At 62.3% G+C, this 23,389-nt stretch carries 26 protein-coding genes and 2 riboswitches; of the genes, 11 read left to right on the forward strand and 15 right to left on the reverse strand.

Going from position 1 to position 23,389, the window contains the following annotated elements; translation table 11 throughout:
* The gene (locus ACO08C_RS11715; RefSeq protein ID WP_421785810.1) at window positions 1-567 is read right to left on the reverse strand and encodes a YqgE/AlgH family protein; all 567 of its coding nucleotides are present in this window, start codon (window positions 565-567) and stop codon (window positions 1-3) included.
* Between the two features lie 111 nt (window positions 568-678).
* Between ACO08C_RS11715 and ACO08C_RS11720 the strand changes: the two genes are divergently transcribed.
* Genes ACO08C_RS11720 through ACO08C_RS11730 form a run of 3 tightly spaced genes read left to right on the forward strand, consistent with a single transcriptional unit; the run spans window position 679 to window position 2,620 of the window.
* Window positions 679-1,161 (forward strand): peroxiredoxin, encoded by a 483-nt coding sequence (locus tag ACO08C_RS11720; protein WP_421785811.1) that lies wholly within the window; start codon window positions 679-681, stop codon window positions 1,159-1,161.
* Window positions 1,162-1,186: 25 nt separating this feature from the next.
* Entirely contained in the window at window positions 1,187-2,158 is a 972-nt protein-coding gene (locus tag ACO08C_RS11725; RefSeq protein WP_421785813.1) for an SPFH domain-containing protein, read from the forward strand.
* 9 nt (window positions 2,159-2,167) lie between these two features.
* Window positions 2,168-2,620, forward strand: a complete 453-nt coding sequence (locus ACO08C_RS11730; protein WP_421785815.1) for an NfeD family protein — start codon at window positions 2,168-2,170, stop codon at window positions 2,618-2,620.
* 7 nt (window positions 2,621-2,627) lie between these two features.
* Here the strand turns inward: ACO08C_RS11730 and rnhA are convergent, their stop codons facing one another.
* From rnhA to ispH, 4 genes are read right to left on the reverse strand one after another with little or no spacing between them, the layout of a single operon-like run.
* Entirely contained in the window at window positions 2,628-3,080 is a 453-nt protein-coding gene (gene rnhA / locus ACO08C_RS11735; RefSeq protein WP_421785816.1) for a ribonuclease HI, read from the reverse strand.
* Window positions 3,077-3,445 carry a nuclear transport factor 2 family protein gene (locus ACO08C_RS11740; RefSeq protein ID WP_421785817.1) on the reverse strand — a complete coding sequence of 123 codons (369 nt, stop codon included), beginning with the start codon at window positions 3,443-3,445 and terminating at the stop codon, window positions 3,077-3,079. Before ACO08C_RS11740 ends, rnhA begins: the two co-directional genes overlap by 4 nt.
* 2 nt (window positions 3,446-3,447) lie before the next feature.
* The gene (locus ACO08C_RS11745; RefSeq protein ID WP_421785818.1) at window positions 3,448-3,876 is read right to left on the reverse strand and encodes a DUF1801 domain-containing protein; all 429 of its coding nucleotides are present in this window, start codon (window positions 3,874-3,876) and stop codon (window positions 3,448-3,450) included.
* Window positions 3,873-4,832: a 4-hydroxy-3-methylbut-2-enyl diphosphate reductase gene (gene ispH, locus ACO08C_RS11750; protein ID WP_421785820.1), complete on the reverse strand. Its 960-nt coding sequence runs from the start codon at window positions 4,830-4,832 to the stop codon at window positions 3,873-3,875. Before ispH ends, ACO08C_RS11745 begins: the two co-directional genes overlap by 4 nt.
* Window positions 4,833-4,926: 94 nt before the next feature.
* Here ispH and ACO08C_RS11755 point away from each other — a divergent pair, with 94 nt between their 5' ends.
* The 7 genes from ACO08C_RS11755 (at window position 4,927) to gcvPB (ending at window position 13,075) form a co-directional block, all read left to right on the forward strand.
* Complete coding sequence (locus ACO08C_RS11755) at window positions 4,927-5,490, forward strand: hypothetical protein (protein ID WP_421785821.1); 564 nt, start codon at window positions 4,927-4,929, stop codon at window positions 5,488-5,490.
* Between the two features lie 4 nt (window positions 5,491-5,494).
* Window positions 5,495-7,258 (forward strand): arginine--tRNA ligase, encoded by a 1,764-nt coding sequence (argS, locus tag ACO08C_RS11760; RefSeq protein ID WP_421785823.1) that lies wholly within the window; start codon window positions 5,495-5,497, stop codon window positions 7,256-7,258.
* A gap of 129 nt (window positions 7,259-7,387) precedes the next feature.
* A complete protein-coding gene (locus ACO08C_RS11765) occupies window positions 7,388-7,969 on the forward strand; it encodes an NYN domain-containing protein (protein ID WP_421785825.1) in 582 nt (193 codons plus the stop codon).
* Between the two features lie 63 nt (window positions 7,970-8,032).
* Window positions 8,033-8,123, forward strand: a riboswitch (glycine riboswitch).
* Between the two features lie 3 nt (window positions 8,124-8,126).
* Window positions 8,127-8,222, forward strand: a riboswitch (glycine riboswitch).
* Window positions 8,223-8,268: 46 nt separating this feature from the next.
* A complete protein-coding gene (gene gcvT / locus ACO08C_RS11770; protein ID WP_421785827.1) occupies window positions 8,269-9,357 on the forward strand; it encodes a glycine cleavage system aminomethyltransferase GcvT in 1,089 nt (362 codons plus the stop codon).
* A 16-nt stretch (window positions 9,358-9,373) separates the two neighbouring features.
* On the forward strand, window positions 9,374-9,739 hold the full coding sequence (gene gcvH / locus ACO08C_RS11775; protein ID WP_421785828.1) for a glycine cleavage system protein GcvH: 366 nt from the start codon (window positions 9,374-9,376) through the stop codon (window positions 9,737-9,739).
* A 412-nt stretch (window positions 9,740-10,151) separates the two neighbouring features.
* Window positions 10,152-11,495: an aminomethyl-transferring glycine dehydrogenase subunit GcvPA gene (gcvPA, locus tag ACO08C_RS11780; protein WP_421785829.1), complete on the forward strand. Its 1,344-nt coding sequence runs from the start codon at window positions 10,152-10,154 to the stop codon at window positions 11,493-11,495.
* A complete protein-coding gene (gcvPB, locus tag ACO08C_RS11785) occupies window positions 11,495-13,075 on the forward strand; it encodes an aminomethyl-transferring glycine dehydrogenase subunit GcvPB (RefSeq protein WP_421785830.1) in 1,581 nt (526 codons plus the stop codon). The genes gcvPA and gcvPB overlap by 1 nt, the downstream gene beginning before the upstream one ends.
* 3 nt (window positions 13,076-13,078) lie before the next feature.
* Here the strand turns inward: gcvPB and ACO08C_RS11790 are convergent, their stop codons facing one another.
* Complete coding sequence (locus ACO08C_RS11790) at window positions 13,079-14,152, reverse strand: acyltransferase family protein (RefSeq protein ID WP_421785832.1); 1,074 nt, start codon at window positions 14,150-14,152, stop codon at window positions 13,079-13,081.
* Window positions 14,149-15,207 (reverse strand): acyltransferase family protein, encoded by a 1,059-nt coding sequence (locus ACO08C_RS11795; RefSeq protein ID WP_421785834.1) that lies wholly within the window; start codon window positions 15,205-15,207, stop codon window positions 14,149-14,151. The genes ACO08C_RS11790 and ACO08C_RS11795 overlap by 4 nt, the downstream gene beginning before the upstream one ends.
* A gap of 194 nt (window positions 15,208-15,401) precedes the next feature.
* Here ACO08C_RS11795 and ACO08C_RS11800 point away from each other — a divergent pair, with 194 nt between their 5' ends.
* Complete coding sequence (locus ACO08C_RS11800) at window positions 15,402-15,710, forward strand: hypothetical protein (RefSeq protein WP_421785836.1); 309 nt, start codon at window positions 15,402-15,404, stop codon at window positions 15,708-15,710.
* A 45-nt stretch (window positions 15,711-15,755) separates the two neighbouring features.
* On the opposite strand, the gene ACO08C_RS11805 is transcribed toward ACO08C_RS11800, so the two are convergent.
* From ACO08C_RS11805 to ACO08C_RS11840, 8 genes are all read right to left on the reverse strand, one after another.
* Complete coding sequence (locus ACO08C_RS11805) at window positions 15,756-16,253, reverse strand: F0F1 ATP synthase subunit B (RefSeq protein WP_421785837.1); 498 nt, start codon at window positions 16,251-16,253, stop codon at window positions 15,756-15,758.
* Between the two features lie 9 nt (window positions 16,254-16,262).
* Window positions 16,263-16,820: a F0F1 ATP synthase subunit B' gene (locus ACO08C_RS11810; protein ID WP_421785839.1), complete on the reverse strand. Its 558-nt coding sequence runs from the start codon at window positions 16,818-16,820 to the stop codon at window positions 16,263-16,265.
* A gap of 73 nt (window positions 16,821-16,893) precedes the next feature.
* Window positions 16,894-17,130: a F0F1 ATP synthase subunit C gene (locus tag ACO08C_RS11815; RefSeq protein ID WP_109260931.1), complete on the reverse strand. Its 237-nt coding sequence runs from the start codon at window positions 17,128-17,130 to the stop codon at window positions 16,894-16,896.
* A 48-nt stretch (window positions 17,131-17,178) separates the two neighbouring features.
* A complete protein-coding gene (locus ACO08C_RS11820; RefSeq protein ID WP_421785841.1) occupies window positions 17,179-17,964 on the reverse strand; it encodes a F0F1 ATP synthase subunit A in 786 nt (261 codons plus the stop codon).
* A 10-nt stretch (window positions 17,965-17,974) separates the two neighbouring features.
* Entirely contained in the window at window positions 17,975-18,307 is a 333-nt protein-coding gene (locus ACO08C_RS11825; RefSeq protein WP_421785843.1) for an AtpZ/AtpI family protein, read from the reverse strand.
* Between the two features lie 114 nt (window positions 18,308-18,421).
* On the reverse strand, window positions 18,422-21,856 hold the full coding sequence (locus ACO08C_RS11830) for an AAA family ATPase (protein ID WP_421785845.1): 3,435 nt from the start codon (window positions 21,854-21,856) through the stop codon (window positions 18,422-18,424).
* A 58-nt stretch (window positions 21,857-21,914) separates the two neighbouring features.
* Window positions 21,915-22,640, reverse strand: a complete 726-nt coding sequence (locus tag ACO08C_RS11835; RefSeq protein WP_421785847.1) for a thioredoxin domain-containing protein — start codon at window positions 22,638-22,640, stop codon at window positions 21,915-21,917.
* Window positions 22,637-23,389: a DsbA family protein gene (locus ACO08C_RS11840; protein WP_421785849.1), complete on the reverse strand. Its 753-nt coding sequence runs from the start codon at window positions 23,387-23,389 to the stop codon at window positions 22,637-22,639. Before ACO08C_RS11840 ends, ACO08C_RS11835 begins: the two co-directional genes overlap by 4 nt.

The raw sequence follows: 23,389 nt of genomic DNA on the forward strand, positions 1-23,389 counted from the left end.
TCAGGCGTGGCCGGAAATGGCCGACAAGTGTGCAGGATCGACACCGATCAGCTTCAGTGCCCGCTCCCACTTATTGTCGAACAGATCGTCGAAAATCAGGCTTTCTTCCGGCTCCGCAACCAGCCAGGCGCTGGCCTGTAATTCGTCTTCGAGCTGACCGGGTCCCCAACCGGCATATCCCAGCGCCAGCACCGCATGGCGGGGCGGATGGTCGGATGCCATGGCGTCGAGGACTTCGCGGGTCGCGGTCAGGCAGATATTGCCGGAAACCCGCATGGTCGCCGCCTCATGCGAAAAATCGGGTGTATGCAGGACGAATCCGCGATCGCCATCGACTGGACCGCCATTCAGGACGGCCCGGTCGGGCACAACGATATCGCTCTCTATGCCCAACTGCTCGAACAGCGTCGGAAGCCGCAAATCCTCAACCGGATTATTGACGGCAATGCCCATGGCATGCTCGTCATCATGATCGCAGACATAGATCAGCGCGCGGTCGAAGCGCGGGTCCCCGATCGCCGGACTTGCGATCAATAGCTTGCCGGTGAGGTATCGATCATCGTGCATATCCACATGCTCACCCTAAATCGGGGACAGGTAAACCCATGTTCCCGCTATTCAGACGAGAAGTGATCGGGCAACATTCGGTTTAACGCGAGAGGTGAGGAGATTCTCAAAATGACGATTGCAAAGGGTGACAGCCTGCCGGACGTGAAATTCGGCGTGATGACGGCGGACGGTCCGTCGCAGGTTTCGACCGGCGATGTGTTTGCCGGAAAAACGGTGGCGCTGTTTGCCGTGCCCGGGGCCTTTACGCCGACCTGTTCGGCCAAGCATCTGCCGGGCTTCGTTGAAAAAGCGGATGAATTGCGGGCCAAGGGTGTCGACACCATTGCCTGTGTGTCGGTGAACGATGTGTTTGTGATGAAGGCCTGGGGCGACGATCAGGGCGTCGGCGACGACATCGTCATGCTGGCCGACGGGAATGGCGATTTTGCCAAGGAGACCGGTCTGACAATGGATGGGTCGGGTTTCGGCATGGGCCTGCGTTCGCAGCGTTTTTCCATGCTGGTCAAGGACGGCAAGGTCGACATCCTGAACACTGAAGAGCCGGGCGATTTCCGCACGTCGAGCGCGGAGCACATGCTGTCCCAGCTCTAGGGACTGACAGGGGAGGAGACTCGTAATGGGCGAATTGATCTTTATCGGCGTCATCGTGGTGCTGGCGCTGCTGGTCGTCTCCATGACGATCAAGTCGGTGCCGCAGGGCATGGAATGGACGGTCGAACGGTTCGGGCGGTTCACGCGGAAGCTGACGCCGGGCCTCCACTTCATCGTGCCGTTCGTCGACAATGTCCGGTACAAGATCAATATGCGCGAGCGCGTGCTCGACGTTCCCAAGCAAGAGGTCATTACCAAGGATAACGCCATGGTATCGGTCGATGCCGTGGTGTTCATCCAGGTGATGGAGGCGGCCAGGGCGGCCTATGAAGTCGACAATCTCGACTTTTCGATCGTCAACCTCGCCATGACCAATGTGCGGACGGTGGTCGGCTCCATGGACCTCGACCAGGTGCTGTCCAATCGCGACGACATCAATGCCCGGCTGTTGTCGGTGATCGATGCCGCGACCAATCCGTGGGGTGTGAAAGTCACGCGAATCGAGATCCGCGACCTGTCGCCGCCGCCGGACATCACCGAGGCGATGGCGCGGCAGATGAAGGCGGAACGCCTGAAGCGGGCGGAAATCCTCGAAGCCGAAGGCGAAAAACAGTCCGAAATCCTGCGGGCCGAAGGTGAAAAGCAGGCCCAGATCCTGGAGGCCGAGGGCCGCAAGGAAGCCGCCTTCCGCGACGCCGAGGCGCGCGAACGCCTGGCGGAAGCCGAAGCGAAAGCGACCGATATGGTCTCGGCGGCCATCGCGAACGGTGATCTGAACGCGGTCAATTACTTCCTCGGCCAGAAATATGTCGAAGCCTTTGCCAAGCTGGCCGAAAGCGATCAGCAGAAGACGGTGATCATTCCGGCCGAATTCTCAAATATCGTCTCGACCGTCATGGGCGTCGGCGAACTGGCAAAAGCGGCGCGAGATGCCGCCAAGGATGCGGCTTCGGACGCGGTCAATCAGGGCCGCGGCAGCGTGCCGCCAACGGGATAGGGGGCCGATATGGACGTTCTCATTTCCGCGCTCGAAGGCCTGAATCTGTGGTGGTGGCTCGGCATTGCCGCGGTTCTGCTGATCGCCGAACTGCTCACCGGCACGACCTACATATTATGGCCCGCCGCCGCCGCCTTCGTGACGGCCTTGATCTCCAGCTTCGTCGGCTGGCCCCTCGAACTCGCAATATTTGCAGGGCTGGGTGTGCTGTTTCTGATCTTCGGAGACCGTTTCGTGAAGCCGCGCCTGAAAGCCGGCGCGGATAGCGGGCTCAATATGCGGGCGACCTATCTGCTGGGCGAACGGGTCACCGTGGTGTCCGGTTTCACCGAAGGCCGTGGCCGGGTGCGCCATGGCGATACGGAGTGGTCGGCGAAAACCGAGGACGGTAGCGATCTCGCTGCCGGTTCAAGCGCGGTTGTCGCGGCCCTCGACGGAACAAGGCTGATCGTGAAGGCCTAGCGAGCGATTACATCAGGCCGGCATCGCGCATCTGGGCGATGGCGAGGCGGGCCAGCTCGTCCGCGCGTTCATTATCCGGGTCGCCCGAATGGCCCTTCACCCAATCCCATTGGACGTCATGGCGGGCGGCCGCCGCGTCGAGTTCCATCCAGAGGTCGGCGTTCTTGACCGGTTTCTTGGCCGCCGTACGCCAGCCATTTTTCTTCCAAGCGTGAATCCATTTGGAGACGCCGTCGCGCACATAAACCGAATCCGTCACGAGCCGGACGGGTTTGCCCTTGCCCTTGATCGACTGCAGAGCCTGGATCGCGGCCATCAACTCCATGCGGTTGTTGGTGGTTTCCGGTTCGGCACCGGAGATTTCCTTGCGATGGCCTTTCCATTCGAGAATAGCCCCCCAGCCACCCGGTCCCGGATTTCCAGAACAGGCCCCGTCTGTGTGGATGGTGATCAGGCTCATTCGCGGATCGCCTGTTCCAGAGGCAGACCTTGTGTTCTGTAAAAGCTCAGCTTGTCAAAATATCCGCGCTGGAATTTGATCCTGCCGTTCTCGACATGAAAGAAGCCGCAGCCGCGCAGCCCCGAGGGGTCGCGCCACTCCAAAATGGCCCAATCTCCATCCTCGAAGAGATTCTCGACAACACACTCCATTTCCGCCCGCGCAAACTCCGCGGCGAACATCTCGCGAATCGCCGCACGGCCCTCCACGGGATGGTTGGCGACCTGATGGTTGATCGCATGCTCGTGGTAAAAGCCGGCGACCGCATCCGCATCCCCGGTATTGAACGCCTTTACCCACGCCCGAACGACCTGTTTCGGGGTCATGCTCAACTTGCTTTCACCGGGTAGGTCTTCGCCAGATCGTCGAGGCCGGCGCGGACCAGCTCGGCCAGGACATCCATGTCGATATCTTCCAACTTGTTGATGTAGAGACAGGATTTACCCAGCTTGTGCTTGCCGAGCCGCTCGAGGATCGGCCCGTAATCCTCGTAACCGGGCATGATATAGAGGGTCAGATTGGCCTTGCGGGGTGAAAAGCCGGTCGCCAGGAAGTCGCCCTCGCGGCCGCTGTCATATTTGTAGTGATATTCGCCAAAGCCGATGATGGAGGGGCCCCACATGCGGGGTTTCCATCCGGTGACCCTCTCGAAGAAGGCGAGCAATTGGCGGCTTTGTTCGCGGCGGGCTTCCGGTTCCACCGTGGCAATATAATCCGCTGGTGTGGTTTTTGTGGGCTGGGTCTTGTTCTCGCTCATTCTGCGGCCTCGATGGTTAGAATACGCGGCAGCTTGAAGACCACGTCCTCGTCGGTGACACGCAGCTCTTCGACCTGGGTGTCGTAGCGCTCACCGACTGCCGCAATCAGGCTTTCGACCAGGCTTTCCGGGGCGGATGCGCCCGCGGTGATACCCAGCGTTGTCGCTCCCTCCAGCCTCGCCCAATCAACCGCATTGGCGTCTTCGACGAGTGCGGCATGGCCAGCGCCGGCGCGCAGCGCCACTTCGACCAGCCGCATGGAGTTCGACGAGGTTTCCGATCCGATCACCAGCACGACATCGCAGCGCTCCGCCATCGCCTTGACCGCGGCCTGGCGGTTGGTCGTGGCATAGCAGATGTCTTCCTTGTGCGGGGCTGCGATCGCCGGGAAGCGGGCTTTCAGGGCGGCGACAATTTCCGCCGTGTCATCGACGGACAGCGTGGTCTGCGTGACGAAAGCAAGCGATGCGGGGTCGCGCGGTTCGAAGGCCTTCGCGTCCTCGACGGTTTCGATGAGTGTGATCGCGCCGTCGGGCAATTGTCCCAGCGTGCCGACGACTTCCGGATGGCCGGCATGGCCGATGAGCACGATCTCGGCGCCGTTATTGTAATGCCGCTGCGCTTCGACATGCACTTTGGACACCAGCGGGCAGGTGGCATCGACATAGATCATGTCGCGGCGTTCGGCTTCGGCCGGTACCGATTTCGGCACACCATGCGCCGAGAAGACCACAGGGCGGTCGTCGGGTGCCTCATCGAGTTCGTCGACGAAGATCGCGCCGATCCGCTGCAGACGCTCGACGACATGGCGGTTGTGGACGATTTCGTGGCGGACATAGACCGGCGCACCGAACTTGGCGATCGCCTGCTCGACGATCTGGATGGCCCGGTCGACACCGGCGCAGAATCCGCGCGGCGCGGCGAGCAAAACATGCATTGAAGGGCGAGCACTCATTTCCGATCCATCATCTGCGGTCCCGCCGTTGCGACAGGCCAAGAGGCGTCGTAAGACCCTCACATAATCAACCACCGGTCCGGAGTCATCATCCATGCGTTGGTCAGTTCTTTGTGTCGCAGCGATTCTCGGTGGATGCAGCACGGCGGAGCGCATGTTCGTCGATCTGCCGGACAATCCCGGACCGTGCCCGTCCGCCCTGACCCTCTATGATGCCCACCGTGTGGTGGAGCTGACAGACCAGCCCGCCAGCATCCAGCATGTGGGGTTCACGGGCGAAATCAACGGGGTGCGCTCGCTCTGCCGTTATTATGACGACGAGCCGATCATCGCCAATCTGGAGATCGATTTCGGCTTCGGGCGTGGCCCGGCCGCACAAGGCAGAGAACATGTCTACACCTATTTCGTTGCCGTGACGCGGACCGACCGGGTTGTGATGCATCGCGAGGAATTCCCGATCCGCGTCCGTTTCGATCAAGACGAAGACCGCGTTTATGTGACCGAAGAGATTGACCGGATCTCGATTCCTCGGGCGACGGAAACCACGTCCGGATCGAACTTCGAGATTATCGTCGGCTTCGTCCTGACCGACGAGCAGCTGGCCTGGAACCGCGAAGGTCAACGCTTCCGCGTGAATGCGGGTCAGCCACAGGACTAGCGGCATGGCCAGCCTCGTTGAACAATTCAGCGCGCGCGTCGGTGCGGCGTTTGCGGCCATCGATTTGCCGGAAGAGCTCGGCCAGTGCACAGAATCCGACCGGCCGGATCTCGCGCCCTATCAGTGTAATGGCGCGATGGCAGCGGCGCGGTTGGCCAAGAAGGCACCTCGGGCAATCGCGGAAGCGGTTGCCGCCGAGCTCGAGGGCGATGCGCTGTTCGAAAAGGTCGAGATCGCCGGTCCCGGCTTTCTCAACTTCACGCCTGCGGCGGCGGTTTACGGGCGTCAGGCCAATGCCATTGCGGGCGATGACCGGACGGGTGCCGGATCGGTCGAGACGCCGCGCACGGTGATGATCGATTTCGGCGGGCCGAATGTGGCCAAGCCGATGCATGTCGGGCATCTGCGCTCCTCGGTGATCGGCGACAGCCTGCAGCGCCTTTTGCGGTTCCGCGGCGATACCGTCGTGTCCGACATCCATCTCGGCGATTGGGGCTATCAGATGGGGCTGCTGGTCACCGAGTTGGAGGCCGAGCAGCCCGACCTTCCCTATTTCGATGAGGGCTTCGACGGCGAGTATCCCGCCGAACCGCCGGTGACGATTGAGGATTTATCGCGGCTTTACCCGCAAGCGGCATCTAAGGCCAAGGAAGACGAAGCCCGCGCCGCTACCGCACGCAAGGCGACTGCCGAGTTGCAGGCCGGGCGGCGCGGATACAGGGCGCTGCTCAAACACTTCATCACGGTCTCGATCGCGGCGCTGAAGCGCGATTTCGATGCGCTGGGCGTGCATTTCGACCTGTGGAAGGGCGAAAGCGACGTCAATGATCTGATCCCGGACCTGGTCCAGGATTTCAAGGATCGCGGTGTTGCCGAGCAGTCCGAAGGGGCCTGGGTCGTGCGGACGGCACGCGAAGACGACAAGAAAGAGCTGGCGCCGCTGATCCTGGTCAGCTCGCAGGGTTCGGCGCTCTACGGCACGACGGATCTGGCGACGATTCTCGACCGGCAAAACAATGTGGCCCCCGATCTGACGCTCTATGTCGTCGATCTCGGCCAGTCCGATCATTTCGAGCAGGTCTTCCGCGCGGCCTACAAGGCCGGTCTCGCCAAAGAAGGCTCGCTCGAACACATCAAGTTCGGCACGGTGAATGGCCCAGATGGCAAGCGGTTGCGGACGCGTGCGGGCGGGACGTTCCGGCTCGCCGATCTGATCAATGAGGCCTATGAGCGGGCCCAGACAAGGCTGCATGAAGCCGGGCTGGGCGACGATCTTCCCGAGGACGAATTCAACCGGGTGGCGCGCATGGTCGGCAATGCGGCGATCAAGTTCGCCGACCTGCAGAATTTCCGGACCACAAATTACATTTTCGAGCTCGACCGGTTTGTGTCCTTTGAAGGCAAGACCGGACCCTATCTCCTGTACCAGGCGGTGCGGGTGAAATCGATCATGCGTAAGGCGGATGCGTCTGGATTCGAGCCGGGTCCGATCATTGTCGGTCATGATGCCGAGGCGGCGCTGGTGCGGCGGCTGGACGGGTTCGATGCGGCGCTCGCGCGGGCGTACGAACAGCGCGCGCCCAACCATATCTGCGAGCATGTCTATTCGCTGGCGCAGGCGTTTTCGTCCTTCTATGCCAGCTGCCCGATCCTGCCGGAAAAGGACGAGGCAGTGCGGGCCTCGCGCCTGGCACTGGCGCAAACGACGCTGAAACAGCTGGAGCTTGGCCTGTCGCTGATCGGGTTGGAAGCGCCGGAGAAGATGTAGCGATATTAACGAGATACGTGTCTTGTCATTGACAGTATCGTCGAAATAGCGTACTTAATTTGGCTATTCCGTTACGCCCGTAGGCGGGCATGTATATAAACCCCTAGGTGCAAACTTGGGGGTTTTTACATGAAAGTTGCAGTTCTTATCGACGGCGGCTACACGCGGGTTCTCTCGCGAAAAGCCGGCTTTCAGTACAATCCCGATTTCATCGAGAAGCTCGCCTTGGCGTCAATCGTCCAAGGCGAACGGCTTTTTCGAGCGCTTTACTATGACTGCAGCCCCTACAATGGCGAGGTCAAGAAGCCCGTGAGCGGTGAGAAGCAAACATTCACGGCATCGGGCCGCTGGCTGGACGAGCTTGCCAAGCGGGACTTGTTTGCGGTTCGGCGAGGCATTTTGAAGTTCAGAGGATTCAAACCGAAAATGATACCGATAACGGGCGCGGCTTTGGCGGATCAGGATTTCGCACCCGATTTCGAGCAAAAGGGCGTCGACATGAGACTGGGGCTGGACATGGCGAACTTCGCGCATACGCAGACCGTCGAGCGTCTTATTCTGTTTTCGAATGATACCGACTGCGTTCCTGCGATGAAGTATGCGCGGATCCGTGGCCAGCAAATCGTCGCCATCAAGCTCCCGGGAAACACGATTGCGTCGGAAATTGAAGCGCACGCTGACTTCATTCGTGAAATCGACTGGCCGGCATAATCCATCGATTGGATGAGATTATGGCGATTGACTCCGCCAACGTGCGTTCTAAACCACCTTCAACACGTCCCCGCGGGAGAGACCGGCGAATAAGGCCGGCGCCGAAGGCGCAACCGCCCCGGAAACGCTCAGGCCGAAGGACCGCGGGATGACGAAACGCTGGAAAGCGGGCATGGCGACATGCCTCACCGAAGGAGCAAGCAAGGGAAGACGCTCTTCTTCTTGTGGAATCTCTCAGGTCGATCCGACAGCGGGGGCCGTCCGGTGCGCCGGACATGCCGGATACGGGGCCACGCTTTATGACCGATACGCTGCGAACGCCGCTCTATGATCTGCACGTCGAACTGGGCGCCAAGATCGTGCCGTTCGCCGGCTATGACATGCCGCTGCAATACGAAGGCATCATGGCCGAGCATAATCACACGCGCGAAGCGGCGGGCCTGTTCGACGTCTCGCACATGGGCCAGGCGCATTATACCGGCGACGAGACGGCGCTGGAGAAGCTGATCACTGCGGACCTGTCGGCGCTGGCGCCGGGCGAACAGAAATACACGCTGCTGCTGAACGCGCAGGGCGGCATCATGGACGATCTGATGGTGTCGCGCCCGTTCGGCGAAGATGGCTTGCTGCTGGTCGTCAATGCCGCGACGAAAGCGAATGATTTCGCGCATATCGCCGACAAGACCGGTGGCCCGCTGAATGTCATCGAGAACCGCGCGCTGGTGGCGCTGCAGGGACCGGTGGCGGCCGACGTGTTCGGAACGCTGGTGCCGGGTGCGGCAGAGCTGACGTTCATGCAGTGCGGGGTCTTCGCGCTCGACGGGACCGAGATCTGGGTGTCGCGCTCCGGCTATACCGGCGAGGACGGGTTCGAGATCTCGATACCCGCTGATCGCGCGGTGGCGATCACGCGGATGATCCTGACGGATGATCGCGTGAAGCCGATCGGGCTGGGCGCGCGCGACTCGCTGCGGCTCGAAGCCGGGCTCTGCCTTTACGGTCACGACATGGACGAATCCAAGACGCCTGCCGAGGCGACGCTGATGTGGGCGGTGGCCAAGCCGCGCCGCGAGCGTCTCGACTTTCCCGGTGCGGAACGCGTCATGCAGACGTTTGCTGACAAGCCGGCGCGCAAGCGCGTGGGCTTCACCATGGCGGGCGCGCCGGCACGGGAAGGCGCGGAAATCGTCAAGGACGGCAAGACGATCGGCGTGGTGACGTCGGGCGGATTCGGTCCGAGCGTGGGCGGACCGGTCGGCATGGCCTATGTCGATACGGGGTTCGCGGCGCCGGACACCGAGATCGAAATCCTGCTGCGCGGCAAGTCACGGCCGGCGAAGATCGCCAAGATGCCGTTCGTCGAACAGCGGTATTACCGGGGCAACTAATCGGAAGGGGAGTGCGATGAGCGTCAAATACACCAAGGATCATGAATGGGTGAAAGTCGACGGTGATGAAGCCATTGTCGGCATCACCGCCTACGCCGCCGAACAATTGGGCGATGTCGTCTTTGTCGAGCTGCCGGAAACCGGCGCCAGCTTCGGCCAGGGCGACGAGATGGCCGTGGTGGAATCCGTGAAAGCGGCCTCCGAGGTCTATGCGCCGGTGTCGGGCGAGGTGATCGCGGTCAACGACGCGCTGGAAGGCGAGCCGCAGAAGGTCAATGAAAGCCCCGACAATGAGGGCTGGTTCGTGAAGCTGAAACTGTCCGACAAGAGCCAGCTCGACGGGCTGATGGATGACGCCGCCTACAAGGCGCATATCGCATAGCGAGGTTGTTGTGAGGCTACCGATCACTTCGGATCAGGCGCGATTAATCGGGCAGGCTATATACGCTGCTGACAAAAGGCCGCCATTATCGGAGTGCCGAATCGGGGAACTTCACACTATCAGCGAGTGGATTTCCGAGCCGCGGTCAAAAGAGCATCCAAAGAGTCCGGAAGCGTGGAAAGAAAGTGGGGTTCTACTTTACTTGGCTTTGGGCGCCATCGGAGGTGCAGGCACGGGAGCCTTCCCCTCGTATTTTGAGTTCAGCGATGGAACGTCGCTAAGGCCAGACAAAGGCACGATAAAGGTTTGGATTCGTGCTGATTTTCTCCGTGCTGTGTGCAATTCATCCGACCAAGTCGAAGGCTTCATACTATCTGACAAAGGGCGCGACGCCCTAGTAAGGGCAACATAGATGAGATATCTGCCGCTGACGCCGGAAGACCGGCGCGACATGCTCGCCAAGATCGGCGCCAAGTCGATCGATGACCTCTTCACCGATGTGCCGGAGGCTGCACGGCTGGACGGGGCGGTCGATCTGCCGGCGCGCCAGACCGAATTGCAGGTCGAGCGGGCGTTGTCGAAACTGGCGGCGCAGAACACGCCGGCCTCCAGCGTGCCCTTCTTTGTCGGCGCGGGGGCTTACAAGCACCATGTGCCGGCGACGGTGGATCATCTCATCCAGCGTTCGGAATTCCTGACCGCTTATACGCCCTACCAGCCGGAAATCAGCCAGGGCACGCTGCAAACCCTGTTCGAGTTTCAGACCCAGGTCGCGCTCCTGACCGGCATGGATGTCGCCAACGCCTCCATGTATGACGGCTCGACGGCCTGCGGCGAGGCGGTGCTGATGGCCGCGCGTGTCACCAAGCGCAAGAAAGCCGTACTCGCCGGTTCGCTGCATCCGCATTATGCCGCGACGACGCGCACCACCGCGAAATACATGGACATCGACATCGTCTCGAGCGCGCCGGATCTGGGCGGTCTTTCCGGCATTGCCGACATGATCGATGATGAGACGGCCTGTGTCGTCATCCAGACACCGGACGTGTTCGGCCGGCTGCACGATCTGACGGAGATCTCGGAGAAAGCCCACCAGCACGGTGCGCTGGTGATCGCGGTCTTCACCGAGCCGGTCTCGCTGGGCCTGGTCAAATCGCCGGGCGAGATGGGCGCGGACATCGCTGTTGGCGAAGGCCAGGGGATCGGCGTGGGGCTCAATTTCGGCGGGCCTTACGTTGGATTATTCGCTTGTAAGAACGATCGTAATTTCATCCGCAATCTTCCCGGACGCTTGGCAGGTGAAACCGTCGATGCCGACGGACGCCGCGGCTTTGTGCTGACCTTGTCGACGCGCGAACAGCATATCCGCCGCGACAAGGCGACATCGAATATCTGCACCAATTCCGGGCTGTGTGCGCTGGCATTCACCATCCACATGACGCTCTTGGGCGAGAAGGGGCTGAAAACGCTGGCGCAGATCAATCACGAGACGGCATGCGATCTGGCGGACAGGCTCGGCGCGATCGGCGGCGTGGAATTGCTGACCGACCAATTCTTCAACGAGTTTTCGCTGCGCCTGCCGAAACCGGCGGCCGGCGTGCTCGACCGGCTGGTCGCCAAGGGGGTGCTCGGCGGGATCGCGGCTTCCCGCCTCTATCCGGGCGAGATGGAGGATGTGCTGATCGTTGCTGCGACCGAGACCAATTCCCAGGATGATCTGGCGGCGTTTGAGACCGCGCTGCGGGAGGTGTTGTGATGGGCATGAATATGCAAGGCCGGCCGACCCGCATGGAGCACGATATCGATCCGGGCGGCTATGAGGACACCTTCTCGGGTTCCCGCGGGCTGGAGCAGGCCGAACCGCTCCTGTTCGAGCGCGGATCGCTGGATGTCAGCGGTGTCGACCTTCCCGAACCGACAGGCCGCGCCAACCGGCTGGGCGGGCTGAAGCGCGAGAGCGTTATCGGTCTGCCGGGGCTCTCGGAGCCGGAAACGATGCGCCATTATGTGCGCCTGTCGCGAAAAAATTACGCGATCGATCTCGGTCTTTATCCGCTGGGCTCGTGCACGATGAAGCACAATCCGCGTCTGAACGAGAAAATGGCGCGGCTGCCGGGCTTTGCGGATATCCATCCGCTGCAGCCCGAACAGACGGTGCAGGGCGCCTACAGGCTGATCGAGGAGCTGGCGCGCTGGCTGATGGTGCTGACCAACACGCCGGCCGTGGCGATGAGCCCGAAAGCCGGCGCACATGGCGAGCTGTGCGGCATGATGGCGATCCGTGCCGCGCTAGATGCGCGCGGTGAAAAGCACCGCCGCCGCGTTCTGGTACCGGAATCGGCGCACGGCACCAATCCGGCGACCGCCGTTCAGTGTGGTTTCCATTGTGATGAAATTCCCGCCGATGCGACCGGGCGCGTCGACATGGAGGCGTTCAAGGCCAAGCTGGGCGATGATGTTGCCGGTATCATGCTGACCAATCCGAACACGTGCGGCCTGTTTGAGCGCGACATTCGCGAGATCGCCGATCTGATCCACAAGGCGGGCGGGTATTTCTACTGCGACGGTGCCAATTTCAACGCCATTATGGGCCGTGTGCGGCCTGGCGATCTCGGCATCGATGCGATGCACATCAATTTGCACAAGACGTTTTCGACGCCGCATGGTGGTGGCGGGCCGGGATCCGGTCCGACCGTGCTGTCAGAATCGCTGGCCCCCTTTGCGCCGCTGCCCTTCGTGGTGCGGACCGATGACGGGGCCAGGCTGAAAATGGCCGAGAACGAAGAGGATCTCGCCGGTACGGACGCCAAGCCGTTCGGCCGGATGACCGCCTTCCACGGCCAGATGGGCATGTTCACCCGGGCGCTCACCTACATGCTGAGCCATGGTTCGGACGGGCTGAAACAGGCGTCCGAAGACGCGGTGCTGAACGCCAATTATGTGCTGGCCTCGCTGAGGGACATCATGACACCGGCGTTCGAGGGCACGTGCATGCATGAAGCCCTGTTCGACGACCGCTTCCTCAAGGACACCGGCGTGACGACGCTCGATTTCGCCAAGGCGATGATCGATGAGGGCTATCACCCGATGACCATGTATTTCCCGCTGGTCGTGCATGGCGCGATGCTGATCGAGCCGACCGAGACCGAATCGAAGAGCGGGCTCGACCGTTTCTGCGATGTCCTGCGGGGGCTGGCAGAAGCAGCCAAGGCCGGCGAGGCCGATCGCTTCAAGGCGGCCCCGGTGCATGCGCCGATGAAACGGCTGGATGAAACCCGCGCGGCGCGCCAGCCGGTCCTGCGCTGGATGCCGCCAGTGGCCGAAGCGGCGGAATAAGGATCAGGACGGCGCGGCAAACAGGCGCCGTCCCCAGGCTTTTCCGATCTGCAGGGTCGGCCGCTCGTAGAGATGATAGGCGGCTGCTGCGACGAATAGCGGCGCCATGATCATTGCGATGATCATGACGATATTGTCCAGCGGTCCGGGCGCGGCAAAGCGCATCCACGCATGCGCCAGCGCGGCGATGACCAGGATATGCGAGAGGTAGAGGCTGTAAGACCAGTCGCCGACCCGCTGCAGCCATCGTGGCGACACCCAGCTCTTGCGGCTTTCCAGCCCGGCGAGTCCCAGGACGATCAGGGTGGCGCCGGGGCCGAAGGCCAGAACGCGTCCCCAGAAATCGGGATAATCATCCGGCCCGCGAAGGCCGAGGACGATGGCTCCGCCGATAAAGACCAGAATGCCTATGCCGGTAATCCAACCCGGAAAGGGAAGGCGTTTATGGTGGAAGACAAGCCCCGCGAAAGCGCCGGCGATAAATTCGTAGGTGTGAGGATGGAAGATCAGCGCCAGCCAGGGGTTGGAGTCCGGTCCGACACCCAAGGCCAAGCCGATCGCGACGACGCCCGCCCAGGCCGCGAGGGCGAAGGGCAAGAGCCGTTGCGGAAAAAGCAGGAAGACTGCAAAAACCGCGTAGAAATAGAGCTCGTGGATCAGGGTCCAGGAAACCCCGAGCAGCGGGTCCGCGCGCTGCGGGATGAGGAGGAAGGATTCGACCAGGCCGGAGCGGGAGAGCCAGTCGGACAGTGTACCCTGGGCATAAAACCCCAACACCGCCAAAGCGGTGAACAGCCAGACCGGCGGATAAACCCGCAACGCCCGGTGATACAGGAATTCGAGCGCTTTCCGGCCCTTTCCGAACCGGCCGCGCGTGACATGCACCATGATGAAGCCGGAAATGACGAAGAACAGATCCACGCCGGCGACGCCGTGATAGAGCCAGGGTGACAGCAGTGGATCGGCCGATGCCCTCAATTCGTTGGCTTGGATGTGAATGGCGACCACCAGCAAGGCGGCGACGGCCCGCAAGGCCTGGATATTCGACAGGCGGATGGCTGTGGTTTCGACCGTCACGACCGGAAGATCCGATGTCCGAACCGGCGTGTCGCGACCAGCATGGGGCGTTCGATCCAGTGATAGGACAGGCCGGCCGCCAGGATGCAGCCCGCCACGCCGAGGCTCAGCATTGCCAGATTATCCACCCAGCCGATGTCGGGCACGATCATCACCCACAAGCGGGCGCCGGCTGCGAGGAAGATGAGATGGCCAAGGTAAAGCGAATAGGACCAGTCGCCGAGCCGGACGAGGGCGGCGTACAGGCCGGCCGGCTTGTCGGTCTCGAACGACAGCATGCCCAGCACAATCAGGAAGACCGGCAGGCCGAACACAAAGAAGCGGGTCCACAGGGCCGGGAAGGTCTCGACCGAGAGCGGTCCCATCGCATAGGCGGCGGCAAGTAAGGCAGACGCTCCGATGGCGACCGCCAGCCCACCCGCCCATTGCGGCAGTTTCGGCTGCCACAAAGCGAGGGCTGCACCCAGCAGAAACTCGAGCGTCAGCGGGTTGAAGATGATGCTGAAAGTCGCCGTCAAGCGGTGCAGCCCGTATCCGGTGCCAACCGCAACGGCCAACAGCCAGGCCAGTAAGGCGAAGGGCAGCCATCTCCGCGGCAGAAACAAAAGGCCGGTGAAGACGATGTAGAAATACATCTCGTGCACCAGCGTCCAGCCGACGGGCAGAATCGGCACATCGAATTGCGGCAGGAGCAGAAACGAATCGACGATGGCGGGGGCGTTCAGCCGTTCGGTATTGGTATCCGGGGCGATCAGGATCGCGGCGATCATCAGTATCGTGAAGACCCAGTAGGGCGGGTAGATCCGGGTTACCCGCTTGTACAAAAAATGCGCATTGCTGCGGGTATCCGTCTCCATGCCGCGCGTGACATGCACCATGACGAAGCCGGACAGCACGAAAAACATGTCGACGCCGGCAAAGCCGATCAGCATGACCGATGAGGTCAGCTCCTCGCCCAGAAACCGGACTTCGATCTGCCAGAGATGGCCGATCACGACGGCAAGCGCGGCCAATCCCCGCAGAACCTGAATCGAATGCAGCTGGCGTGGCGCCATTTGCGCTGGCTCCTGCAGCAGGACTATGCCGACATTGACGCGAAGCAGTTAAGCTTCATTTTCCTGCAGTGATAAAACCCGAATCTCACAGATTTTCGCCGTTTTTCACTGCCAATGTGTCGAACATGCCCTATCGCGGCAGTCGCTCAAACCCTAAGTAGACCCTTCAAAATGACGGGAAAATATGACGCCGTATGAACGAGACGCTGAATAATATGAGCCGCAACCCGATCGGCGGTGTGCTGGTCACGGTTCTGCGGATGATCGGCGTCGCCCTGGGCCTGGCGCTGATGGTGTTGTCGCTGCCGCTGGCGATTACACCGATCCCGTTGGGCATTCCGCTTTTTATCGTCGGTGTTTTGCTGCTGGCCGGCAGTTCGCCGACCGCGCACCGCATCGTCACCGGATATCTCAAGCGGCATCCGGGTATCTGGCAGCGGGTGAAGCGGATGTTTGGTGAGAAGGACGATCCTTCCGACGACAGCGCCGGCAATCGGGCGTAAAAAAGCCCCGCATCGCGGGGCTTTCTCGTTCGAGATCGAACCGTCCTAGTTCAGACGTTTTTCCAGATCGTCGAGATCGGCCTTGATGCGCTTGCTGTGATCGGCCTTTTTCAGGTTCTCGGAGATCAGCCGCGCCGCGGCATCCGTCGCGAGATCGGCTGCCAAAGCTTTGACTTCGGCGACCGCGTGCGCTTCGGCCTGTGCAATCCGCTGTTCAGCCAGCGCGGTGCGGCGCTCCAGCCGTGCGGCAAGCTCGGTGCGCGATTCGTCGCGCAGATGCTTGGCGTCCGCCTTGGCTTGCTCGATGATCGCTTCGGCCTCGGCTTCCGCTTCGCGCTGCTTGCGCTGGAAGCTGGCCAGCAATTCCTGCGCTTCCTCGCGCATGCGGCGGGCTTCGTCGAGATCATTCTTGATCTTGGCCGCCCGGTCATCGAGCTGGCCGGCGATCATGCCCGGCACCTTGAACCAGGCAAGGATGCCGAAGAAAACGATCACGCCGAGCATCGCCCAGAATGAGGTGTCGGACAGAAGGTAGTCGATCATGGCGTCTTCCTAGTCCTTGTCCATCGCGGCAATCGCCTTGGCGGCGTCGGCTTCGTTCACCGAAAGACCCGCCAACGCGTTGGCGGCTTCCGCGGCGCTCGACGCGGCGATGTTGCGGACCTCGGCTAGCGCCCTGGCGCGGGCTTCGGCCAGCGCTTTCTCGGCCTCTTCCGACTTGGCCGCAATCTCGGCATCGACCTCAGCGGTTTCCTCGGCGATCTCGCGATCGACCTCGGCCTTGGCTTCCGCAGCCAGCGCATGTGCGCGGGCACGCGCGTCGGCCAGCGACTTCTCGTAGGCGGCCCGTGTCTCTTCGGCGTCCGATTTGATCTGTTGGGCCACGTCGAGATCGTCCGCGATCCGGTCGCGGCGTTCTTCGATAACACCGCCGATCCGGGGTAGGATCCAGCGCGACATCAGGAAGTATAGGGCGGCGAACGAGATCACCAGCCAGAAGACCTGCGACGCGAAATAGGTCGGGTCGAAAGGCGGAAACGCGCCGGCTTCTTCACCGTACGCTTCATCGGCCGCCGCGACCGCCAGACCCATCATGGATATGAGCGTCATTGGACGCCTCTTTCCGTTAGCAATGCCAAATCGCCGCGGACCGTCTGTCCGCGGCGCATATCAACCGTCGCGACTAAACGACGAACAGCAGCAGAAGGGCGATCAGCAGCGAGAAGATGCCCAGAGCTTCCGTCACGGCGAAGCCGAAGATCAGCGTGCCGAATTGCTGTTGAGCCGCGGCCGGGTTGCGCATGGCGCCTTGCAGGAACGATCCGAAGATGTTGCCCACGCCCATGGCGGCGCCCAGCATGCCGAGGCAAGCGAGGCCAGCGCCGATGTATTTGCCGAGATCGATAAGACCCTGTTCCATTTTGGAGCTCCTTGTAAGCGGTCCGGTTAGAAGTGTGTGTGCTTCGCCCTAGTGTGCCGGGTGAAGCGCGTCGTTGAGATAGATGCAGGTCAGGATGGCGAAGACATAGGCTTGCAGGAAGGCCACCAGGAATTCCAGCGCCGTCAGGCCAATGACCATGAAGAAGGGCAGCACGCCGACAATGCCCCAGGCCGCGCCCGCGGCTCCGAGCATGACGATGAAGCCGGCAAACACTTTCAGAAGGATGTGGCCGGCGAGCATGTTGGCGAACAGACGAACGGACAGCGAGATCGGGCGCGAGAGGAAGGAAATCACCTCGATCGGCGTCACGATCACGTAGAGGACGGGCGGTACGCCGGCCGGCACGAACAGTTTCAGGAATTTGAAGCCGTTCTTGTAAACGCCGTAGCCGACGACGATGGACATCACCAGCATGGACAAGGTCAGGGTGACGATGATGTGGCTGGTGACGGTGAAGCTGTGATTGTCGATCCCGGGAATCGGCAGCGGCATATAGGGGATCATGCCAAACATGTTGGCTGCCAGGATAAAGATGAAGAGCGTGAAGACGAAGGGGAAGAAACGCAGGCCTTCATTGCCGGCCGAAGACCGCACCATATCCGCGACAAATCCGTAGAGAATCTCGGCAACAGACTGGCTGCGACTGGGCACCAGAGCGCGCTTGTTGGTCGCCAGCGCCATCAGCAGGGTCACCGTCACCGTCGCCAGCAGCATGAAGAACGCCGAATTGGTGAAGTCCAGATTGACGCCGGCGATTTCCAGCGGTGCCACGGTGTGGATTTCAAACTGCTTGATCGGGTCTGTATCAGCCACAATCGGCCCCTTACTTCTCGCGCGTGGCGCGTTCGCCCATTTCCTTCGCGGCGCGAACGACATTCATCGTGCCCGCGCCAAAGCCTATCAGTGTGCCGATCAGCAGTCCGAAGGGCAGGCTGCCGAGCGCAAGGTCGAGGAGGTAACCCAGCGCGGCGCCGACCGCTACACCGACGATGAATTCCGTTCCGTATCTGAGCCCGACCGCCCAGCCGCTCGGGGATGGACGGTCATATTTGCGATCTTCGGCCGATCTGGCGTCGAGCTTCGCCTTCAGGCGCTGCTCGAACTCGGCGAGTTGATCGTCGGGATGGCTCCGGTCTGGTTCGTCGCGGTTGGACATCGTAATCTGGCTGCCTTCCGGACCCCCGGAAAGCGCGCGCAAGCTAGACAAGGGGGGATGGCAAGTCAAGCATACCGGTGCGCATGTTAAATATATGTATTTATTGGCTTAATTCTACTCCGCGGCAATCAGTTGCTCGGCGCGGGCGAGATCGACCGAAACCAGCTGCGAAACCCCGCGTTCTGCCATCGTGATCCCAAACAGCCGGTCCATGCGCGACATGGTCAGCGGGTTGTGGGTGATGACCAGGAACCGGGTCGCCGTCATCCGCCGCATTTCGTCCAGCATGCGGCAGAACCGGTCGATATTGGCGTCATCGAGCGGCGCATCCACCTCGTCGAGCACGCAAACCGGGGCCGGGTTGGACAGAAACACCGCAAAAATCAGCGCCGAGGCGGTCAGCGCCTGCTCGCCGCCGGACATCAGCGACATGCGCTCCATCTTCTTGCCGGGCGGGCAGGCGAAGATTTCCAGACCGGCTTCGAGCGGATCGTCACTCTCGGTCAGCGCTAGCTCGGCGGACCCGCCTTCGAACAGGGTCGAGAACAGCTGGCGGAAGCTCTGATCGATACGTTCGAAAGCCTCAAGCAGGCGCGCCCGGCCTTCGCGTGACAGGGCATCGATCCCCTTGCGCAGGCGTTCGATCGCAGCCAGCAGATCGTCACGATCGGCGACCAGCTCCGTGCGTTTGGCCTGCAGCTCTTCGGCTTCCTGGTCGGCGCGCAGATTGACGGCGCCCATGCGCTCGCGCGATTGGCGCGCACCCTCGAGTTTCCGCTCCAGCGCATCGAGGTCCAGCTTCTCGAATGTTTCATCGACGCGCTCGGCCAGCACGATGGCGGTGGCGCCGGTGGCTTCCTTGAGGCGCGAATCGGTTTCGTCGAGCCGCTCGCGTGCTGCGGCAAGGCGCGCTTCGTCGGCGGCGCGTGTTTCACGCGATGTGGCCGCCTCGCGTTCGGCAGCCCGCGCCGCGGCGTCGGCCTGCTTGGCCTTTGCCTCCGCTGCCAGCGCGGTATCACGGGCTTGCGCTGCTTGGCGAGAGGCTTCGCTCAACGTTTCCGCGATATTGGCCAGTTTTTCGTGGACTTCGCCGGGCTTGCGCCGGGCGGTTTCGAGCTGCGCCTCGATGTCCTTTCGGTTCGCGGCCAATTCGTCGAGGCGGGCATGGGCGTGTGTCAGGCGTGTCTGCCAGTCTTCGCGTTCTGCCGACAGTTCGGCAATCCTGCGGGTGCGGCTTTCGGCCGCCCGCACCAGGTCGTCATGCGCTTGCCGGGCTTCGTCGAAGGCTTCGCGCGCCTGATTGGCGTCCTGCTTGGCGGCCTCGCGCTCGGCCTCGGCGGCTTCGAGCCGGGCATCATCGCGCAGTGCTTCATCCGCCGCTTTCAAAAGCGCGCGCGCCTCTTCGAGTTCGGATGTCAGGCGATCGATCTCAGCCGACAGGGCGGCGCGCTTCTCATTGTCGCGGGCGACGGTTTCGCGCGCCGTCGCCGCCTTGGCCTGCGCGGTTCTCGCCGCCTGTTCGGCATCAGCCGCTTCCCGGCGCGCCTGGGATTCGAGCTCACGGGCCTGCGCCAGCGCCATTGCCGCTTCGTCCAGGGTTTCAGCCGCCGCATTGATCCGGGTGTCGAGCTCGGCGGCTTCGGACACGGCCGCTTCCAGGCGATTGCGTTGTTCAAGCCGGGCCGCCGCGGCGGTCGGCGCATCGGCACCGGAGACGAGGCCGTCCCAGCGCCAGAGATCGCCTTCGCGTGTCACCAGCCGCTGCCCGGGTTGAAGTTGCCGCGCCAGTACCGGGGCGGCATCGGCGCTCGTGACGCCAATCGATTCGAGCCGCGCCGCCAGGGCTTTCGGAGCGTCGACAAATTCGGACAGCGGTGTGGCGCCTTCCGGCAGCGGGCCGGCCTTGATGCCGCTTTCCGTCCAATGGCGCGCGGCTCCTGTGTCGAGCGAGGCCTCGACATCGTCGCCGAGGGCGGCGCCCAGCGCTTTTTCGTAACCGGTTTGCGCGCGCAGCGAATCAAGCGCGCGATGCTCGACCCCGTCCTGTTCCAGCAAGCGGGCGAGCGTGGCGATTTCGCGCTCCAGCGCACCGGCTTCGGCCTTGAGCGCGTTCAACGGCTCGGCCGCGTCCCGTTCGGCCTGCTCTGTCTCGCGGCGGGCTGTTTCTGCGGCTTCGTGGCGGGCTCGCGCGCTTCCGGCGGCGTCCTCGGCGGCTTCGCCGGATCGGATGATATCGGACAGCTCGGCCTCATCGCCCGTGCCCAGCAGTGCGAAGGCCTGATTGGCGCGATCGCGCTCCAGCATCAGCCGCGATACACGCTGCTCGGCGATCGTCTTGTTGCGGGTCGCCGCATCGCGCTCGGCGCGAATGGCAGCAAATTCCGACGCGGACACGTCAAACGCCTGCCGTTTGGCGTCCAGCAAAGCCTGGGCCTCTTTCCGGCGGGCCAAAGCGCTGGCGATGGCGTCGGATTCGCCGTCGGATTCCGATTCCAGCGCGGCGATCGCCTGACGGATGCGTTCGATGGCGGCTTCGGCGTCATCGGATATCAGGCTTTCCCGATCGATCTGGGAAGTGATGTCGCGCCCGCGCTGTTCCAGGCCTTCGATCTGCCGCTCGGCATCGGCGGCGTCACGGTCCAGTGTTTCGCGCTCGTGTTCAACACGCCGGAGTGCCGCACTGGCTTCCGCTTCGGCTTGCCGTGCGGGTTCGAGATCGGCAGCGATTTTCTCGGCGGCGACGCTGGCGGCGGCGGCCGCTTCCGCCGCATCCCGCGCTTTACCATCCGAGGCTTCGAGCGCGTCGGCCGCCCGTTCGACTGCCGCTTCCGCCTCGCGCCAGCGGCGCAGCCAGAGGGCGGCTTCCAGCGCACGGATGTCACCTGACAGCTTGCGGTAACGTGCGGCCTGGCGAGACTGGCGTTCCAGCTCGGCCTGGCGCGATTCCAGCTCGTCGATAACGTCCTGCAGACGGTCGAGATTGGTTTCGGCGGCCCGCAGCCGGAGCTCGCTCTCATGGCGGCGGGCGCGCAGGCCGGATACGCCAGCGGCTTCCTCAAGCACGCGGCGCCGGTTTTCCGGCTTGGCATTGATCAGTTCGCTGATCTGACCCTGGCGCACAAGCGCCGGGGAGTTGGCTCCGGTGCCCGCATCGGCGAACAAAAGCTGGACGTCCTTGGCGCGGACTTCCTCGCCATTGACCTTGTAGGTCGAGCCCGCACCGCGAACGATACGGCGGACCACTTCGATGATCGTGTTGTCGTTGAACCGTGCCGGTGCGGTCCGGTCGTCATTGGCAATGACGAGTTTGACTTCGGCATGCTCGCGTGACGGGCGCGCATCGGTGCCGGCGAATATCACATCTTCCATGCCGGAGCCGCGCAGGGATTTTGCCGATGTGGCGCCCATCACCCACCGCAGGGCTTCCAGCAGGTTGGATTTCCCGCACCCGTTGGGACCGATAATGCCCGTCAGGCCGGGTTCGATCGATAATTCGGTCGAATCCACAAAGGACTTGAAGCCCGTCAGCCTGAGAGTGTTGAACTCCACGCAGTCCCCGTCGCTGAAAGAACGGACCTACGCCGCGCGGCTGCCGTCCTGAATCACCCTATTCGCCGGTGCTTTCACCGCGCTCATACGCCAAGTACAAGATGATTCGCCGGAACATGTCTGCATCATGGTTCGACGGAACGAGTTCTCCATCGAATTCGAGCGGTTCGCCATCTACATGATAAACATACGCTAATCCGTCCGGGGTCGGATCGGTTGTCAGCAGATAATTGTTGATAAAGAAGGCCGGCGTTCCGCCTGCGCCGTCGGCCACGGACTGGGTGTGGCGGGCCATCATCCGTTCCTGCACCTCTGTGTCGGCCAGGCAGGCGTCAACTTCATCGCTCGATAGGCCGAGCGCCTCTGCGACCCGGTAGTAGACCGGCGCCGGACTCTGTTGGCTTTGTGCCAGCGCGAAAATCTCCTGCTGCGTCTCGAAAAGCAGGTGCAACGCATTGAAATACTGATCATCGGGCGCGCAATCGGCGATCATGAAACCGATCGCCGCCAGTTGCGGCTGACCGGTCAGCATCTCGCGGTAGATGAAGCGCAATTCGCCGGTCGCGATGAATTCATCCTGCACCATGGGCCAGATCTGCTCGTACCAGGACCGGCAATGCGGGCAGGCGACCGAAGCATATTCGATCATGCGGATCGCGGCGTCAGGATTGCCCACGGCGCGATCACCGGGACGTTCCTCACCGGGATGGGCCTCCTGTGCCGCCGCCGAAACGGCGATGGCAGCGGTCAGTCCAAGAACACAGAACAGGCGCTTGAACATCATTCAGCTTCCGGAGCCGCCTCAGCCGATCCCGTCTGGGCGACGAAATGGTCGAGGATGAGCAGGAAGGTCTCTTCGTCGACCGTTGCCGGCACCGTCTCGCCATTCACGCGCAGCGGTTCGCCATTCCAGTAGTAGACGAGTTGATTGCCGCTGCGGTCGGCATCGAGCACATGCCCATTGATGACAAAGCGCGGCGTGCCGTCGATACCGTCGGCGATCGCCTGCTCGTGGGCTTCCGCCACTTCGCGGCGAAGCTCCGCATCGGTGATGCAGGCATTGAACTCGTTGCGGGAAAGGCCGACGGTCTGGGCGATGTTCCAGAACTCGGTGCGCGCGCCATTCGGGCTCTGCGCAGCCTGGAAGATGGCTTGCTGTTGCTCGAACAAAAGCTCGATCACATCAAAATAGCGATCATCGGGCGCACAGCGGGCGAGCATGAAACCGGCCTGCGCAAGGCTCGGCGATCCGGTCAGCATTTCACGGAAGACGAAGCGCACCTGTCCGGTGTCGATGAAGCGTTCTTCAATCGCCGGGTAAACCTCTTCATGGAATTCGGCGCAGTGCGGACAAGAGGTCGATGCGTATTCGATCACGGTCACCGGCGCGCTGGCGGATCCCACGGCGCGATCATTATCGCGTTCGAACTGGGTGCTTCCGCCCGATCCGGACGAGGCGCCGCCGCCGCATGCGGCCAGCAGGAAAGCCGATGCGACCGCAGAGGCGGTCAGAACTCGACGAGTGAGATTCAT

Origin of the sequence: Hyphobacterium sp., from assembly GCF_965229905.1 — a bacterium.
GTDB lineage: Bacteria > Pseudomonadota > Alphaproteobacteria > Caulobacterales > Maricaulaceae > Hyphobacterium.